The sequence below is a fragment of the Streptomyces axinellae genome (assembly GCF_039532135.1).
GTDB classification, from domain to species: Bacteria; Actinomycetota; Actinomycetes; order Streptomycetales; family Streptomycetaceae; genus Streptomyces; species Streptomyces axinellae.
Genome location: NZ_BAAARJ010000008.1, coordinates 291141 through 306384, shown reverse-complemented (window position 1 = coordinate 306384; position 15244 = coordinate 291141). Strand labels below are relative to the sequence as shown.

The following is a 15244-nucleotide window of genomic DNA, read 5'->3' as shown; positions in this document are numbered from 1 at the left end:
CGCCGGTGCCGGCCGCTGTCGTACGAAGAAGGTGAGTGGAAACACGCCGGTGTCCATGCAGGCCCTCGGCGACCAGTCGCTCGCCGTCGAATGGTCCAAGGGAATAGGCAAGTATGGCGAGGCGTATGTTCAGGTGGGAACCGTCGTCGTCGGGGTGCACCTGGGAGAAAAGGCGGAATACGAGCGCGGGCCTTGACCCCTGATGTTGGACGCACAAGACACTGGATCCTGAGGATCTGAGAACGGACATCTCGTGGTCATGAAGAACTACCCGCCGGAGTTCAAGGCGGACGCGGTCGCGCTGTACGAGTCGCGGCCTGACAACGATCAGGTCGGGCCCGATACTCGGAGCCGTACGAGCCGCTGATGCCGGTCACGTGGGCCATCCGATGGCGTGCCGGGCCCCCTGCGGCGGTGCGCCTACGGCCCCGATGTCACGCTCGGCGATGTTCAGCAGTTGCTGGGCCAGGTCGCGCGTGGCTCTGCCCGCTGCCAGTTCGTCACCGATCTCCGGCACGTTCATGTCGGCCGGATGGCAGTGCGCCGACCCGTGACCGGACAGCGCTGCGGTGCCGGTATCCAGCACCATGTGGGCCTTCGTCGTTCCTTCGTCGTCCTCGAAGATATCGAGACGGATCTTCCATTCCACGGTGTGTGACATCGTTCTTCTCCTCATGCGCCGCTGCGGGAATCGGGGTATCCCTCGGTCAAGAGAGGTTCGCTGTCACTTCCAGCTTCCTACGAGACGGAGGCCGCCGCGAGGCAACGCCGCTGGTCCGTCTCTCATGGCTGAACCCGCGCCCGTGAAGAACCGGTACGGCCACTGTTCCTCTGTTCAGAGATTCACGGCAAGAATGGATTTCAGTAACCCTCGGAGGTCACACCACTTCGCTCCGCCACCCCTCCCCGCCGACGGACGGTCACGGCGCGGTCTTCGTCGACTCCGCGCCGATCGCGGCACCCGAGGTGTCCGGACTGCCGGCCACGTTTCCGCTCTCCTCCCGGCCTCCGGCGCCCGCGCCGATGTCCGGGGTGCCGTCACCGGCACCCTGTCGGACCCGCGGCCGACGGCGCCGCGAGCCCAGCAGCCCGTACAGCAGCGCCGGTACCACCAGGCCGACGATCCACGAGATGTCGGCGCCGCCCAGCGAGGCGACCAGCGGGCCGGTGTAGAAGCTGGTGGCGAGGAAGGGGAACTGGGCTATCAGCGCCACGACGTAGACGGTGAGCGCGTCCCAGCGCCAGCCGCCGTAGCGGCCGTCCGGGTCGGTGAGCGCGGGCAACTCGTAGCCCTCGCGGGAGAGCAGGTAGTAGTCGACCAGGTTGATCGCGGACCACGGGGTGAAGAACGCCAGCAGGAACAGCAGGAAGTCGGCGAACGAGTCCAGGAAGGAGTTGCGGCCCGCCAGCGCGACGGCCGTCCCGGCCACCATGATCACCGCGATGTACACCGTGCGCACGCGGGTCGAGATCGCGCGCTGGCTACGGAACCCGGTGATGCTCGTCACGATCGACATGAAGCCGCCGTAGGTGTTGAGCACATTGATGGTCAACTTGCCCAGGGCGATGACGAAGTAGAGGAACGACGCGATCAGCCCCGTACCCCCCAGTCCCACCACGTACCCCACCTCGTCACCGATGAAGGCCGAACCGGCAGTGGCGGCGACCAGCACGCCGAAGGTCATCGACCACTGCGCGCCCAGTGCCGTGCCGGCCAGGGTCCACCAGAACGTGGCCCGCGACGAGGTGGTGCGCGGCAGGTAGCGCGAGTAGTCGGCGACGTACGGGCCGAACGCCAGTTGCCAGGACGCCGAGAGCGACATGGCCAGCAGGAACATCGGCAGCGCGAAGCTGTGTTGCTGGAGGACCGCGCCCAGGTCGATACGGTTCAGCAGCCGTATCCCGAGATAGATGAAGGCGAGCGCGCAGATCACGCTCGCCACCCGGCCCAGGGCGTGGATGACGCGGTATCCGATGATCGCCGTGACGCCCGTGATCAGCGCGAAGAGCAGAATGCCGGGCACCGCCCCGAGGTGGGTGAGCTTGCCGACCGCCTGCCCGGCCAGCACCGTGCCGCTGGCGAAGAAGCCGATGTACATCACGATCACCAGCGCCAGCGGCACGATCGCCCCGCGCACCCCGAACTGGGCCCGCGACGAGATCATCTGTGGCAGACCGAGGCGGGGGCCCTGAGCCGAGTGCAGGGCCATCACCGTGCCGCCCAGCAGGTTGCCCGCGAGCAGCCCGGCCAGTGACCAGACCACGTCGCCCCCGAAGACCACGGCCAGTGCTCCGGTGACCACCGTGGTGATCTGGAGGTTGGCACCCAACCAGAGGGTGAACTGCGAGAACGCCGTGCCGTGGCGCTCCTCGTCCGGTACGACGTCGATGGAACGCCGCTCGACCAGGGAATCGGCCATGGATCTCTCCGTCCTTTGCGGGGCACCGGCCGCGAGGGCCCGGCATGGGCAGTTCGAGGGGCCGGACGCCCAGGCCGACGGCCCCGATCGGAGGGGGGCTCCGGCCGCGCCCCGCGGGGACGGCCGACCCAGCGGGCCGGGGGCGCGCGAACACGCCGGGACCCCAGCTCGCTCCGATCGCTCTACATAAGCCCATTCAGAGTCGCCCTTGATTGAATGATTCTCAATACCTTCAGGTAAATTCCTCGTACCGGAGCCCTCCCGGGAGCCCGTCGGTGACATCTGCGCTCCCGGACGGGCAGGATGGCGGCCTGGGGGCGAAGCCCAGGCGGCGGGCCGTCGGCGTGCGCCCAGGCGTCGGCCCGGCCTTCCGCGCGCCAGGCATGGCGCGCGGACACGAGGCGCAGGGACATGACGTGACGAAAGGGGACATACGGGCATGAGTGACACAGTGGCCGCGCGGCTCAGGAAACTGCTCGACGGCCACCGGCTCACCCCGACCCAACGGCGCATCGCCCACAGCATGATGGGCAGCGCCACCGCGGTGCCCTTCATGTCCAGCGTGGAAGTGGCCGAACTTGCCGGGGTGAGTCAGCCCTCGGTCACCCGTTTCGCCGCCACGCTGGGCTTCGACGGCTATCCGGCGCTCCGCCGCCACCTGCGCGAGGCGTCCTCCGACGAGGAGGAGGATGCCCCCGGGACGTCGAACGAGTACCAGCAGGCGGTGGCGGGCGAACTGGAGAATCTGCGCCGCCTGTCGGAGGCGCTGGCCGACCCGGGACCCGTGACCGAGGCCGGACGGCTGCTCGCCTCGTCCTCACCCCTGCCGGTCCTCGGCCTGCGAGCGTCCGCCTCCCAGGCGTACGGCTTCTGCTACTTCGCCGCCAAGGTGCACCCCGACATCCGCCTCCTGGACGAGGGCGGCTCGATGCTCAGGGACAGGATCGACGCGGCGGTACGGGCGGGCGCGAGCGCGCTGCTGTGCTTCGCGCTCCCCCGGCATCCGCGCGAGGTGGTCGAAGCACTGGCACATGCCCACAAGGCCGGGCTGACCGTCGTCACGGTCGCCGACTCCACCCTCGCACCGGTCGCCCGCCACAGCGATGTGCTGCTGCCGGTCGCCGTCGGCACCGGCCTGGCCTTCGACACCGCCTGCGGCCCGATGCTGCTCGGCCGGGTGCTGCTGGAGGCCATGTGTGACCACCTGCCCGAGGCCCAGTCCCGGCTTGAGGCGTTCGATACGGAGGCGGCAGCGCGGAGGCTGTTCGCCGAATGACCGCGAGGAGACGCGAATGGTCCCGGGAGGAGCGGTCGAATGACCCCGGGGAGAACGAGGTGAGCGTGATGGTGCCGAGCGTGCTGCGCTGGGCCGACCGGCCGCGGATGCCTTGGAAGAACGGTTCCGGAAGCACCCGGGAGGTGGCGGCCCAACCCGTCGGCTCGCGACTGGCGGACTTCGACTGGCGGGTGAGCGTCGCCGATGTCGGCGGGGACGGACCGTTCTCGCCCTTCCCCGGCGTGGACCGGGTCATCACGCTGATCGACGCTCCGGCATGATTCTCGACCTCGACGGTACGGAGCACCGGCTCACCCCTCTCACCCCGTTCGCGTTCTCCGGCGACAGCACGGTCTCCTGCCGCCTGCCCGCAGGGCCCACCCGAGACGTCAATGTGATGACCAGGCAAGGCCGCGCGAAGGCGTCCGTGCGGGTCGTCGAGGTCTCGGACCACCCGCCCCTCGCGGCCTACCCCGGTGAGACCCTCCTCGCACTGCCCCTCTCCGGCGCACTGACCCTGTGCGAGCCGGAGGAGACCGCCCTCGAACGACTGGACACCGTGCGCCAGGACGGCCCTGGCCACATCCGCCTCCGTGGACACGGCACCCTCATCGAGATCCGGATCGCACTGAACAGCTAGACCGTCCCGGCAGCTGGACCGTCCCGTCAGGGGCGCGGGGAACCGCGCGGCCGGCCACAACGGGGGGGCTCCCCACCAAGAGCGATTCGTGGACGAGGCGCGGCTGGAACTGACAGTCGATGCCCGGGCGGCCCCCGAGATGATCGTCTCCACGCTCAGTGGAGCCGTCCCTCATGGCTCTCGCACCGGGACAGCGGGGTATCGGTGACAGCCCTCGAAACTCCACCGCCCTCTTCGCCACGCCCACACGCCCCCGCTGGGCGGAGTGACCGGCCAGGACGCGGCACCGGTCAGTGAGCTGTGCACCCTTGCCGCCAGGCGGCGCGGCCACCTTGCAGAACCTCGGCGTCGGACAGAACCAGGACCCGCGCCCGGCACGCTGGGCGACGGCGTCGTCCCGCAGCAGGCCGCAGGGGCGCTTCGCCTCCTCAGTTCACCGCGTTCACGCAACCGAGGGGTGTGAACGCTTCCCCTCCCGGCACGATCCTGCGGTACTGGCATAGGCGTTCGGTAAGCCTTACCGGCCGCTGTGGGAGCGCGCCAGGACCTCACAGCCCGCGATTGAACGCCCTGCTCGGTCTGGCCGACCCCGACGGCTGACGAGCGGCGAGGCTCCCGCAGGGCCGGCGGGCTGTTGGCGGCGAACCAGCCGGCAGGGTCGGGTTCGTGGGGCTGCCCTGCCTGACGTCACAGCCATGTTGTCGCCAGCCAGCAGGTCACGGCCGCAGCGAGAATGAGCGCGGTGTTCAGAGCGATCCGGCGGTCTCCGCGGCTCAGGTGAACCCTGGTCGCGCCGATCTGCAAGGCCACTAACCCGATGGCCGCAGGCAGGGCCAGCCAGGGCGCGATGCCGGTCAGCGGCGGGAGGATCAGCCCGATCGCACCGAGCACTTCGATCGCCCCGAGAGCCCTGACGGCCGGCATCGGCGTGCTGTCCACCCAGGCCATCATGGGACGGAGCTGCTCACGGCTCCGGACCACTTTCACCCCGCCCCCGTAGAGGTAGAAGAGAGCGAGCAGGGCGGCAACTATCCAATAGGCGATGTTCACGATTCCCGTCCACGGCCACCAGGTGCAGGTGACCACATCCTCAACAGCGGAGCACCAACGGAACGCACACGCGAGTGCGTAAGCGGTCCGGACCTTGGGCGGCAGAAGCCGCCTCGGCCGCACGCATCCGGTAGCGGGCAGCCGGGCGGCGTCATCCTGCTGACTTCCGGGCGAAGTCGGTGGCAGGTTCGGTGGCGTAATGGCTCATCACTTGGATATTCGCCTGTGGAGTCGGTTCCTGGCCGCTGGCGATCATGTCCTGCAAGTCCCGGAAGTACTGCACGTACAGATCTGGCGTGAACGTGCTGAGCATGACGGCCGGTTGGTCGGTCATGTTGGCGAAGGTGTGCGGGACGCCGGGCGGGACCATCACGAGCGTGCCGACGGTCGCGTCATGGTCTTTCTCTCCGACCGTGAACCGCACCGTGCCGGAGATGATGTAGAAACCCTCGTCGTGCTGGGCGTGGCGGTGCTGCGGCGGTCCGGGCGTGTGCGGCGCGAGGACGGACTCCGCGAGCCCGAGGCGATGCCCGGTGTTGCTGCCGTCTTCGAGGACGCGCAGTCGCGTGGTGCCCAGGAAGATCGTCTCACCGTCGCCCGGACCGACCACCGATACGGCGGGGTCGGCGATCGGCTCACTGGCCTTCGGTTCGTCAGTCATGCCTCGATTCCACTGCCAGGGCATCGCGACTGTCCAAGACCCATTCTGAGACGTCGATACCGCATGGGTATCGCCGCACCATGGAGCTGCGCACCCTGCGCTGTTTCGCGTCATCGCGTCATCGCGTCACCGCGTCATCGAAGACGCAAGTTCGGGCTGGAGAACTCGGACGCGGCTGCGCAATCCGGTCGTTCATCCCGCTGGTCAAGGATCGCGCTCTTCGTCAGCCCGGTAACAGGCGAGAATCCCCGGTGCGCACGAGCCCGCACCGGGGACCGGGGCACAAATGGAGTTTGTAGACCCACTGGATCTTTGTGTTGGCGAGCATCCGAAATATCTGCCTAACCTTTGTCAGCAGTAGTACATCGTTCACAAAGGAGGAGTGCTGGACATGGTCGGCAATGCCCTGCGGGAGAAAGTCGCCATCATCGGTGGCGGTGAGAAGAATCTGGGTGGGCTGCTCAGCCGGACTTTCGCCGAGGACGGCGCGAAGGTCGTCGTCCACTACCACAACGACAAAAGCGCCGCAGAGGAGACTGTGCAGGACATCGAAGGCACCGGCGGCCATGCCGTGGCGGTCCAGGGCGATCTGACCCAGATTGCCGACGTCCGCCGTCTCTTCGACACGGCCGTGGACACGTACGGGGGCGCTGACATCGCGGTCAACACTACGGGAATGGTACTGCGCAAGCCCATCCTGGAAACCACCGAAGAAGAATACGACCGCATGTTCGCGATCAATTCCAAAGCGGGCTTTTTCTTCATCCAGGAGGCGGGACGCCGCCTCAACGACCGTGGCCGGATCATCAGCATCGGCACCTCCCTTCTCGCCGCTTTCACCGACGGCTACTCCACTTACGCCGGCGGCAAGTCACCCCTGGAACATTTCACACGGGCGGCGGCCAAGGAGTTCGCGGACCGCGGCATCTCGGTGAACGTGGTGGCCCCCGGCCCCATGGACACCCCGTTCTTCTACCCCCAGGAGACACCTGAGCGAGTGGAGTTCCACCAGTCGCAGGCGATGGGCAACCAGCTCACGCACATCGACGACGTCGCGCCCGTGATCAAATTCCTGGCCACCGAGGGATGGTGGTTCACCGGTCAGACGATGTTCCCGAACGGCGGCTACACCACGCGTTGAGTCCTGCGGGCCCCCGGGGGACGGGTCACGGGTGTCCGCGCCCGTCACCCGGGGGCCGAGTCGGAGGAGACGGGGAACAGCGATCCCCCGCCGGGAGCACAGATGGGTGGCGATCACATCCACGGAACGGGCCACAGCACGACGGGGCCGGGACACGGCCGCCGTCCCGGCCGGCGCCCTGTGGCGCGCTGCACCTGGCGCACCCGCAAGCCCGGCCCCGTACCGTAGCCCGCACACCGCTGTCGGCGCCCGCATTCGGAGCCCCTACCGCTCATGCCTCTGGACCTCAACAAACTCGACCACCTCATCGCCGTAGCCGAGGAAGGCAGCCTCACCCGGGCCGCCGCTCGGCTCCACCTCTCCCAGCAGGCGCTTTCCACATCTGTCCGCACGCTGGAGCGTGAGGTCGGGGTCCGCCTCCTGGAGCGGACCAGCGGCGGCGTCACCCTGCTGCCCTCCGGTGCGGCCCTCGTCGAAGACGCACGGGTGCTGCGCGGTGTCGCCCAGTCGGCCCTGCGCAGGGCTCGCCGGATCGGGCGCGGCGAACGCGAGATGCTCCGCATCGGCCACACCCCCGCCGTCACCGGAGGGGAGGTATCCCTTCTCCTGCGCCACGTGGCGGTCACCGATCCTGAGCTGGCGGCCGATGCCCATCAACGCTACCCGGGCGAGCTGACCGCGGGGTTGCTCGCCGGTGACCTCGACCTCGGCCTCTGTCGCGGCATGAGCCCCGCCCACGGCCTGGCGCGCGCGGTCCTCGGGGAACACCGGATCAGCATCGGCGTCGCCGCGGATCATCCGCTGGCCGGGCGCGAGTCCGTCGCTTTGGCCGACCTGTCCGAGCAGACCCTCGTCGTCTGGGGGCGTCCCGGAGACTCCGGCTACACCGACTTGCTCGTCGGCCACTGTCGTGCCGCCGGCTTCGAGCCCCGTCTGGAACGCAGCACCCTCCAGGGCACACCGCCGGTCACTCACGTCATCGGCACCGACCGCGTCGCCTTCCTCACCGAACCCCCTGGAGCAGCCGCCGGAGGCGCGGTGCGGGTCCTCGCGTTGCAGCCGCCCGTGTTCGTCCCGTTGCACGCCCTGTACGCCCCGCACCTGGCGAGCACGAACCGCGACGCCTTCCTCGACGCCGCCCAGGCGCGAGCATCTCGTCACGCATGACGATGCGAACCCGCCACCAGGTTCAGCGCCGGGACACGGTCCCATCAGGCCGGAGGTCGGGAGACCGCTTCAAGAAGCACGGGGGTCTCCGTTGGAGGCCGGCCCTGAACGACTTCCCGGAACATCCCGGCCGGACGAGCGGTGGTGGACGACTCCACCTGAGTGGCACGCCTCCGGCTGAACGCCGCCGGGGACCCGGCTGTGGCCGGCTCCTGCCACAGCCGGCCTGTGTCACCTCCCGGAGACGCACGATCGTCAGCCCGCCGATGCATGGAAGCCGGCCGGCCGCGTGAACGCGCTGACGGCACGCGAGAAGAGGCGGCCTCCACCTCCATGAGCCGGGGCGGCCGGTCCCGCGTCGGCTTTCACAAACGCGCGAGCGTTCAACGCGTTCACGCACCCGCGCCCGCACACTGCCTCCCGGAGGCCGGTGCGCAGGCAACGATGGAGGCGGCCGGGCTTCACCGCTGCGTACGGCTGCGTACGGCAAGGAGCCCGGGGGGAGCGACAGATGCACCGGTAGGGAGGCCCCATGTATGCGGATGGCGGTGGCGACAGCGCCGATTCCTCGATTCCCGCGCGCGACAACCACACCGAGGCCGCACGGCAATCGCGGCTGGAGTGGCTCCGCACGCGGCAAGGAACACCGCTGGCGCCCTTGGGCCCGATGCGGCTGCACGCGGATGACCTGGCCAACAACATCGAGAACCTCATCGGTGCCGTAGAGGTCCCCGTCGGGCTGGCCGGGCCGCTGGTCTTCGCCGGGACGCATGCCTCCGGGCGTCTGTACGCTCCGCTGGCCACCACCGAGGGCGCCCTGGTCGCCTCGGCCTCACGCGGTGCCCAGGCCCTCTCCCGGGCCGGCGGCGTACGCACCCACGCGATCGCCCAGCGCATGACCCGGGCGCCCGTCTTCCAGCTCGGCTCACTCGGCCAGGCCGCCGCCTTCGCGGACTGGATCGGAGACCAGCTGGAGGAACTGCGCGGCCAAGCGGCCCGCGTCTCCCGCCACGCCGCGCTGGTGAGCGTCCGGCCGGTGATGACGGGCCGCACCGTGCACGTGGTCTTCGCCTACGAGACCGGAGACGCCGCGGGCCAGAACATGACCTCGGCGTGCACCTGGCACGCCTGCCAGTGGGTTCTCGACCGCTTCCCCGCCGAGACCGCCGCGGATGTCGAACACTTCCGGGTCGAGGGAAACCTCAGCGGCGACAAGAAAGTCACCTACCACAGCTTCCTCAACGGCCGCGGCACCCGCGTGGTCGCCGAGGCCGAGCTGTCCGGCCACATCCTGCGGAACGTGCTCAACTCCGACCGGGAGACCCTGCTGGAGACGCACCGCATCCAGCGCGGCGGCGCCCTCCACGGCGGCATGGTCGGCGACGACATCTGCATCGCCAACATCATCGGCGGGATGTTCACCGCCCTGGGACAAGACATCGCCTCGGTGCACGAATCCAGCCTCGGTCACCTCGAACTGGAGCCTGCCGGCGAGGGCGTGCGGGCGACGATGGTCCTCCCCGCCCTGATCGTGGGCACGGTCGGCGGCGGCACCCGGCTGCCCGCACAGCACGCCCTGTTGGAGATGCTCGGCTGCACCGGGGAGGGAAGCCGGCCCCGGCTCGCCGAAATCATCGCGGGATTCGCGCTGGCCCTCGATCTGTCCACCATGTCCGCGGTCGGCGCCGACGAGTTCATCGCCGCGCACGAACGCCTGGGCCGCAACCGCCCCTCCCCCGGCACCCGGACAGACCCGAAAGGATCATGACGAGACGTGCCCTCGCCGCCATCCCCCTGGAGGCAGCCACCGCGCGCCTGATCGTCGTGCTGGAGGAATCCTTGCCACCGGGACCGTCTCACGCGGTCCCGGACGAAGCGCCGGCCGGGGTGGCAGGTGACAGGTGTTCATGTACGGCCAGCCATCGCCCGTCCTGCTCCCGGCGGAAGACGATGGTCTCCCGCTCGTGCAGCGTTTCCGTACCCGCGTGAGTCCGGATGTCGGTTTCGACGCTGTGTGTGAAGACGGCGGTGTCGCCCCAGCTTTGGACCAGTTGGTCGGAGGAGAGGCAGTTGAGCACCTGGAAGGCGTCATCAGTGATCCACTGGGACCAGATTCGACGGTATTCGGCAACGGATTCGATGCGGTTGCCAGTGGTGTGGAACACGAATGTCGCGTCAGGCGCAAACGCGTCGAAGTAGTCTTCCAGTCGTCCGTCGGAGAAAGCGGCTACAAGCTCGTCCGCGGCCTTCATCACGTCGTCGGTCATTGCGGTTCGCTCCGTTCACGTAGGTCGCGTAGATCGCGTAGATCAGCGGGATTTGGTGCCAGGCCCTTTCTGGCAAGGGAAGATCCCTAGACGGCCACCAGGAGCAGGGCACTGGCCCCGAGGCAAAGACCCAGCGCCTGCGACCGGGTCAGACGTTCGCCGTCGAAGAGGAGAGCGAGCACAATGGTGGCGGCTGGGTAGAGCGACACGATCGGGCCGACGACTCCCAGCAGACCGTGGTCCATGGCGAAGAGGTAGAAGGCGAACGCGGCGGTGTCCAGGACTCCGGCCATCGCGACGAACAGCCAGGGAACTCCTCCGAGGTCCAGGCGTACCCGACCGCGCAGAACCAAAGGCGCGGCGCACAGAATCGAGCAGGCGCGGGCACCTGCCAGTGGCCACAGTCCGGCGCCGGGTCCCGGTTGGGAAAGGCAGACCAGTTGGAGTCCCAGTGCGCCGCCCGCGGAGAGGGCCAGAGCCAGTGTTCGCATCGCGATAGCGCTCCTGGTCGCCTGGGCCGCCCGATTGACGAGGGCGATCGAGGCGAGCGCACAACATACGCCGCACAGCGCGAGCGGCCCCGGAGCCGTCTGGACGAACAGCCCCACCACGAGGGGGACGAGTGCGACCGTCACCGCCGTAACGGGTGCCGCCCACACGATTCCGTACGCCGAGAGCGCTCTGTACAGCAGCACCATCCCCAGCAGGCCGAAGGCGCCGGCGCAGACGCCCCAGAGGAGGCTCGATGTCGTTGGCGCGCCCACGCCGCTCGCCGCGAGCCAAACCGCCAGCACCGGCAGTCCCAAAACCTGGGAGAGGAACACGATATGGATGGCCGAGACGCCACGCGTGGCCCTGGCGCCGAAGTAGTCGGCCGCCCCCCAGACCATCGCGGCGATCGCAGCCAGCAGCGCCATCACGACAGTTCCGGTCTCAGCGCCAAGGTCTCGCGCCTCGCCTCGGCTACCCGATGAGCGGCTTCACGGGGGGTGGTCCCCGTCTCGGCGGCGAGGTCGAGGGTTTCCGTGACCAGTGAGCGCAGGGAAGTGCGTATCTTGGCGAACGACGGCGCGGCCTCGGGCAGAACGTCGCCGAACACTATCCACCACCACCAAGCGTTCGTACCCGAATTCGCGACGACGTCGGGGATGGTCAGAACACCGTTCTTGTGGAGGCTCGCCTCCGCGTCCGCAGTCACCGGGAGGTTGGCGGCCTCCACGATGTACCTGGCGCTGATACGGGACTCGTTCTGAGCGTGGATGGCATAGGAGGCCGCCGCCGGGACCAGGACATCGGCCTGGAGGGCGAGCCAGTCGTCCCGGTCGAGCAGGACGTCTCCGGCGCGCAGTCTCTCGCGGTTCACAAGCCCGTGCCGCAGCCGGTCGCGGAGCATGTCCTCGACGGGCAGCCCGTCGGGATTGGCGACGGTTCCGTGGACGTCCGCGATCCCCACCACACGTACGCCTGCCTCATGGAGAAAACGCGCCGTGGCCCCGCCCATGCTTCCGAAGCCCTGGACGACGGCGGTCGCGGTGTTCCTGGGGATCCCGTCCTTGTCGAGCGCCGCGAGAACCGCTTCCGCGACCCCGCATCCGCCGACCAGTTCGGCGAGTCCGATCCCACCGACCTCGACGGAGAATGCCTCATCGAAGCGTTTGCGAGCCGCGATCGGGTCGTCGACCACTCGCATCACCGGGGCGATACACCCGTCGATGCCCAGTCCGTCGAGCACGTCCTCGATGGCCTCGGTGGTGGTCCCCAGATCATCCCCCGTCGCCCAGTTGTTCTCCAGATACGACCGGATGAAGGACAAGAAGCGCGCCAGTACGCCGGGGGCTTCGTCGCTGAGCGGATCGCAGTCGATTCCGCCCTTGGCGCCACCCATGGGGATATGACGGTCCGCCGGGTTGTGATGAAGGGCTTCCTTCACGCTCATCGCGGCGGCCAGGCGCCGGACCTCTTCGTAGGTGCAGCCCTCACGCATCCGCAGGCCACCGCTGGCGAGTCCTCGAATCAACCGGTCGATGACGAGGAATGCCTGACGGCCGGTGACAGGATCGGTCCACACGATGGACGCTTCCGGAGATCTTGAGGCAGCGGCCCCTGTCATCGACGTCACGGAAACTCCGCTGCCCATTTCGGTTAACTCCCATAGATATGTTCAAGTCGCGAATTCAGCAGCCTTGCGGAAATCGATAATGCTTGCCGCGACGTTCGAATGGCCGTGATCGTACCCTCATGCCGCGACTCGCTGGAAGGGGCTCCCTCTCTGTCGGCCCTGGGGGGAGACGCCCCGCGTCAACGGATGAGCCCTAGCGGGCACAGCAGAAGCACCGCCCCCTCGTGACCAGCACCGAGCCCGCCGGGACCGATACGGTTCCCCGGCCGGAGTGCCGCACCGCCAGTCCCGGGTACAAACCGAGGAACTGGCCCGGGACAAGGCCGCGTTGGGGGTTACGGGAAAATTTTCCGCACTCTTGGAAATGCTCTCCGAGGGCACGGACTGAACGCTGCCGCTCGGCTGCGTCCGGCGCCGCCGCACACAGCCGCAAAGGGCCACCCACCCGGCGAAGACACCACCCGGGCCGGCGCCGCCGTGCCCTGGCAAGTGTTCACCGGCTCGCGGGCCGCAATCCCGCCGCAGCGGTACCGGCCGAAGCCGGAGAATCCCCTTCTGATTCCCTTCTCCTGGATTCCCTTCGCGGGACAGCCCCCGCAAAGCACCTCGAAAGGAAGCAGCGATGACCACCAGTGAGCCGCGCGGCCCCGCCGACTCGTCCCGCATACCGTGCTTCGCGGGCGCGTACGAGATGGCCACGGTCATGTCCAGGCGGATCGCGGTCGTCCGATGAGCGGCCGTGGCAGTGGTGAGCGTAACGGTGGCGACCTGGTCGTTGAGTCCCTGGCCGCGCTGGGCGCACGGACCGTCTTCGGACTCCCCGGCCAGCATGCCCTCGGCGCGTTCGACGCGCTGCGCCGGTCCGTGCTCACGTACGTCGGGCTTCGCATGGAGAGCAACGCGGGCTTCGCGGCGGACGCCTTCGCCCGGTCCACCGGAAGCGCGGCGCCATTGCTGGTCTCCACCGGGCCCGGTGCGCTGATGTCGCTCGCCGCGCTCCAGGAGTCCGCCGCCGCCTCCGCGCCCGTCGTGGCGATCGGCAGCCAGGTCCCGGTCGCCGGGCTCGGCGGTGGTCGCCACGGCTACCTGCACGAACTCCGCGACCAGCAGGCGTCCTTCCGTGGTGTGGTGAAGTCCGTGCACCCGGTGCGCGCCGCCTCCCAGATACCGTCGGCGATCGCCGCCGCCTGGGAATCGGCGCTCAGCGCGCCCTACGGCCCGGTGTGGGTGGAGGTCCCGCAGGACGTGCTGCTCGCGCCGGTTGACGTACCGCCGGTCATGGCGCTCGCGGCCACGCCGCGTCCGCTGCCGCCGCGGCCGGAGCTGATCGCCGAGGCCGCTGCCCGGCTGTCGGGCGCGGCGCGCCCGGTGATCCTGGCCGGCGGCGGCGTGGTGCGGGCGGGCGCCGAACCCGCGCTCTTGGCGCTCGCCGAAAAGATCAGCGCCCCGGTGGCGACGACTTTCGGCGGCAAGGGTGCTTTCCCCTGGGAGCATCCGCTCTCCCTCCAGTCGTGGCTGGAGGACCGGTACACCACCGACCTGCTGGAGGACGCCGACGTCCTGCTGGTGGTCGGCTCCGGGCTCGGTGAACTCTCCTCGAACTACCACACCTTCCGCCCCCGCGGCCGGGTGATCCAGATCGAGGCGGACCTCGGCAAACTGGAGTCCAACCATCCCGCCCTGGGCATCCACGCCGACGCCGCCCCTGCCCTGCGCGACCTGGCCGACGCGGTGGCCGAGCGAGCCGACGGCGGGGCCGCCGAACGCACCGCCGCCGACCTGCTCGCCCGGGTCCGGGAGCGCATCGCCGGCCAGGACCTCGACCTGGAGCAGCGGGTGCTCGGCGCGGTCCGCGCGGCCCTGCCGCGGGACTCGCCGAGCTTCTGGGACATGACGATCCTCGCCTATTGGGCGTGGAGCGCCTGGCCCGCCGCGATGCACTCGGCCCAGGGCGCCGGAGGTCTCGGCTACGGCTTCCCGGCGGCGCTCGGCGCAGCGGCGGCCGACCCCGCCAGGCCGGTGCTGGCCGTCTCCGGGGACGGCGGAGCCATGTACTCGATCGCCGAACTGGCCACGGCCCGCCAGTACGGCCTGCCGGTCACCTGGCTCATCGTGGACGACGGCGGATACGGCATCCTCCGCGAGTACATGACCGACGCCTTTGGCGCCGCGACCGCCACCGAGCTGGCCCGGCCCGACTTCGTCGCGCTCGCCGAGTCCTTCGGCGTACCGGCGGTGCGCACCACCCCGGAAGACCTCTCGGCCGATCTCGCCGAGGCGCTCGCCGCGCCCGGGCCGTCGGTCGTGGTACTCCCCGCAGTGCTGCGGATGTTCGCGCCGACGCATCTGGCGACGTAGCGAGACCGGTCCGGCCCCCACCCGGCCTCGGTGGCGCAACGGAGGGCTTGTGAGCTGCAAAAGGCAGCTCACAAGCCCTCTGCCAGTAGCCGGTCGGGGACCAGCAGGGCGGATCCCGCTGATCAGCCCTGCTCCCTCCGGGCCA

The 15244-nt window shown here is 69.3% G+C and carries 15 protein-coding genes; 8 read left to right on the top strand and 7 right to left on the bottom strand.

All coding sequences use genetic code 11. The annotated features are described in order from the left end of the window. Nucleotides 1-49: 49 nt before the first annotated feature. Entirely contained in the window at nucleotides 50-196 is a 147-nt protein-coding gene (locus ABD339_RS14760) for a hypothetical protein (protein ID WP_344566080.1), read from the top strand. Nucleotides 197-373: 177 nt separating this feature from the next. On the opposite strand, the gene ABD339_RS14755 is transcribed toward ABD339_RS14760, so the two are convergent. Together ABD339_RS14755 and ABD339_RS14750 are read right to left on the bottom strand one after the other, a co-directional pair. Then, complete coding sequence (locus ABD339_RS14755) at nucleotides 374-661, bottom strand: DUF1876 domain-containing protein (RefSeq protein ID WP_344566078.1); 288 nt, start codon at nucleotides 659-661, stop codon at nucleotides 374-376. Nucleotides 662-920: 259 nt separating this feature from the next. Next, complete coding sequence (locus ABD339_RS14750; protein ID WP_344566076.1) at nucleotides 921-2420, bottom strand: purine-cytosine permease family protein; 1500 nt, start codon at nucleotides 2418-2420, stop codon at nucleotides 921-923. Between the two features lie 439 nt (nucleotides 2421-2859). On the opposite strand from ABD339_RS14750, the gene ABD339_RS14745 reads away from it, so the two are divergent. From ABD339_RS14745 to ABD339_RS14735, 3 genes are all read left to right on the top strand, one after another. Further along, nucleotides 2860-3696, top strand: a complete 837-nt coding sequence (locus ABD339_RS14745) for a MurR/RpiR family transcriptional regulator (RefSeq protein ID WP_344566074.1) — start codon at nucleotides 2860-2862, stop codon at nucleotides 3694-3696. Between the two features lie 68 nt (nucleotides 3697-3764). Beyond that, on the top strand, nucleotides 3765-3977 hold the full coding sequence (locus ABD339_RS14740; RefSeq protein WP_344566156.1) for a HutD/Ves family protein: 213 nt from the start codon (nucleotides 3765-3767) through the stop codon (nucleotides 3975-3977). Continuing rightward, entirely contained in the window at nucleotides 3974-4336 is a 363-nt protein-coding gene (locus tag ABD339_RS14735) for a HutD family protein (protein ID WP_344566072.1), read from the top strand. Before ABD339_RS14740 ends, ABD339_RS14735 begins: the two co-directional genes overlap by 4 nt. A 687-nt stretch (nucleotides 4337-5023) precedes the next feature. On the opposite strand, the gene ABD339_RS14730 is transcribed toward ABD339_RS14735, so the two are convergent. After that, entirely contained in the window at nucleotides 5024-5386 is a 363-nt protein-coding gene (locus ABD339_RS14730) for a DoxX family protein (RefSeq protein ID WP_344566070.1), read from the bottom strand. Nucleotides 5387-5537: 151 nt separating this feature from the next. Then, nucleotides 5538-6047: a cupin domain-containing protein gene (locus ABD339_RS14725; protein WP_344566068.1), complete on the bottom strand. Its 510-nt coding sequence runs from the start codon at nucleotides 6045-6047 to the stop codon at nucleotides 5538-5540. Nucleotides 6048-6438: 391 nt separating this feature from the next. On the opposite strand from ABD339_RS14725, the gene ABD339_RS14720 reads away from it, so the two are divergent. The 3 genes from ABD339_RS14720 to ABD339_RS14710 all read left to right on the top strand — a co-directional run bounded on the left by ABD339_RS14720 (nucleotide 6439) and on the right by ABD339_RS14710 (nucleotide 10123). Continuing rightward, on the top strand, nucleotides 6439-7188 hold the full coding sequence (locus ABD339_RS14720) for an SDR family oxidoreductase (RefSeq protein WP_344566155.1): 750 nt from the start codon (nucleotides 6439-6441) through the stop codon (nucleotides 7186-7188). A gap of 273 nt (nucleotides 7189-7461) precedes the next feature. Continuing rightward, complete coding sequence (locus ABD339_RS14715; protein ID WP_344566067.1) at nucleotides 7462-8355, top strand: LysR family transcriptional regulator; 894 nt, start codon at nucleotides 7462-7464, stop codon at nucleotides 8353-8355. A 532-nt stretch (nucleotides 8356-8887) separates the two neighbouring features. After that, entirely contained in the window at nucleotides 8888-10123 is a 1236-nt protein-coding gene (locus tag ABD339_RS14710; RefSeq protein ID WP_344566064.1) for a hydroxymethylglutaryl-CoA reductase, read from the top strand. Nucleotides 10124-10211: 88 nt separating this feature from the next. On the opposite strand, the gene ABD339_RS14705 is transcribed toward ABD339_RS14710, so the two are convergent. The 3 genes from ABD339_RS14705 to ABD339_RS14695 form a co-directional block, all read right to left on the bottom strand. Further along, a complete protein-coding gene (locus ABD339_RS14705) occupies nucleotides 10212-10622 on the bottom strand; it encodes a nuclear transport factor 2 family protein (protein WP_344566063.1) in 411 nt (136 codons plus the stop codon). A gap of 86 nt (nucleotides 10623-10708) precedes the next feature. Continuing rightward, entirely contained in the window at nucleotides 10709-11539 is an 831-nt protein-coding gene (locus tag ABD339_RS14700) for an EamA family transporter (protein ID WP_344566153.1), read from the bottom strand. Then, nucleotides 11539-12732 carry a Glu/Leu/Phe/Val dehydrogenase dimerization domain-containing protein gene (locus ABD339_RS14695; protein WP_344566151.1) on the bottom strand — a complete coding sequence of 398 codons (1194 nt, stop codon included), beginning with the start codon at nucleotides 12730-12732 and terminating at the stop codon, nucleotides 11539-11541. The genes ABD339_RS14700 and ABD339_RS14695 overlap by 1 nt, the downstream gene beginning before the upstream one ends. A gap of 738 nt (nucleotides 12733-13470) precedes the next feature. Between ABD339_RS14695 and ABD339_RS14690 the strand changes: the two genes are divergently transcribed. Further along, on the top strand, nucleotides 13471-15099 hold the full coding sequence (locus ABD339_RS14690; protein WP_344566062.1) for a thiamine pyrophosphate-binding protein: 1629 nt from the start codon (nucleotides 13471-13473) through the stop codon (nucleotides 15097-15099). The last annotated feature ends 145 nt before the right edge of the window (nucleotides 15100-15244 follow it).

Coding starts and splice junctions, on each gene's coding strand:
- ABD339_RS14755 (WP_344566078.1), bottom strand. CDS start 661: ATGTCACACACCGTGGAATGGAAGATCCGTCTCGATATCTTCGAGGAC.
- ABD339_RS14750 (WP_344566076.1), bottom strand. CDS start 2,420: ATGGCCGATTCCCTGGTCGAGCGGCGTTCCATCGACGTCGTACCGGAC.
- ABD339_RS14745 (WP_344566074.1), top strand. CDS start 2,860: ATGAGTGACACAGTGGCCGCGCGGCTCAGGAAACTGCTCGACGGCCAC.
- ABD339_RS14740 (WP_344566156.1), top strand. CDS start 3,765: ATGGTGCCGAGCGTGCTGCGCTGGGCCGACCGGCCGCGGATGCCTTGG.
- ABD339_RS14735 (WP_344566072.1), top strand. CDS start 3,974: ATGATTCTCGACCTCGACGGTACGGAGCACCGGCTCACCCCTCTCACC.
- ABD339_RS14725 (WP_344566068.1), bottom strand. CDS start 6,047: ATGACTGACGAACCGAAGGCCAGTGAGCCGATCGCCGACCCCGCCGTA.
- ABD339_RS14720 (WP_344566155.1), top strand. CDS start 6,439: ATGGTCGGCAATGCCCTGCGGGAGAAAGTCGCCATCATCGGTGGCGGT.
- ABD339_RS14715 (WP_344566067.1), top strand. CDS start 7,462: ATGCCTCTGGACCTCAACAAACTCGACCACCTCATCGCCGTAGCCGAG.
- ABD339_RS14710 (WP_344566064.1), top strand. CDS start 8,888: ATGTATGCGGATGGCGGTGGCGACAGCGCCGATTCCTCGATTCCCGCG.
- ABD339_RS14705 (WP_344566063.1), bottom strand. CDS start 10,622: ATGACCGACGACGTGATGAAGGCCGCGGACGAGCTTGTAGCCGCTTTC.
- ABD339_RS14700 (WP_344566153.1), bottom strand. CDS start 11,539: ATGGCGCTGCTGGCTGCGATCGCCGCGATGGTCTGGGGGGCGGCCGAC.
- ABD339_RS14695 (WP_344566151.1), bottom strand. CDS start 12,732: ATGACAGGGGCCGCTGCCTCAAGATCTCCGGAAGCGTCCATCGTGTGG.
- ABD339_RS14690 (WP_344566062.1), top strand. CDS start 13,471: ATGAGCGGCCGTGGCAGTGGTGAGCGTAACGGTGGCGACCTGGTCGTT.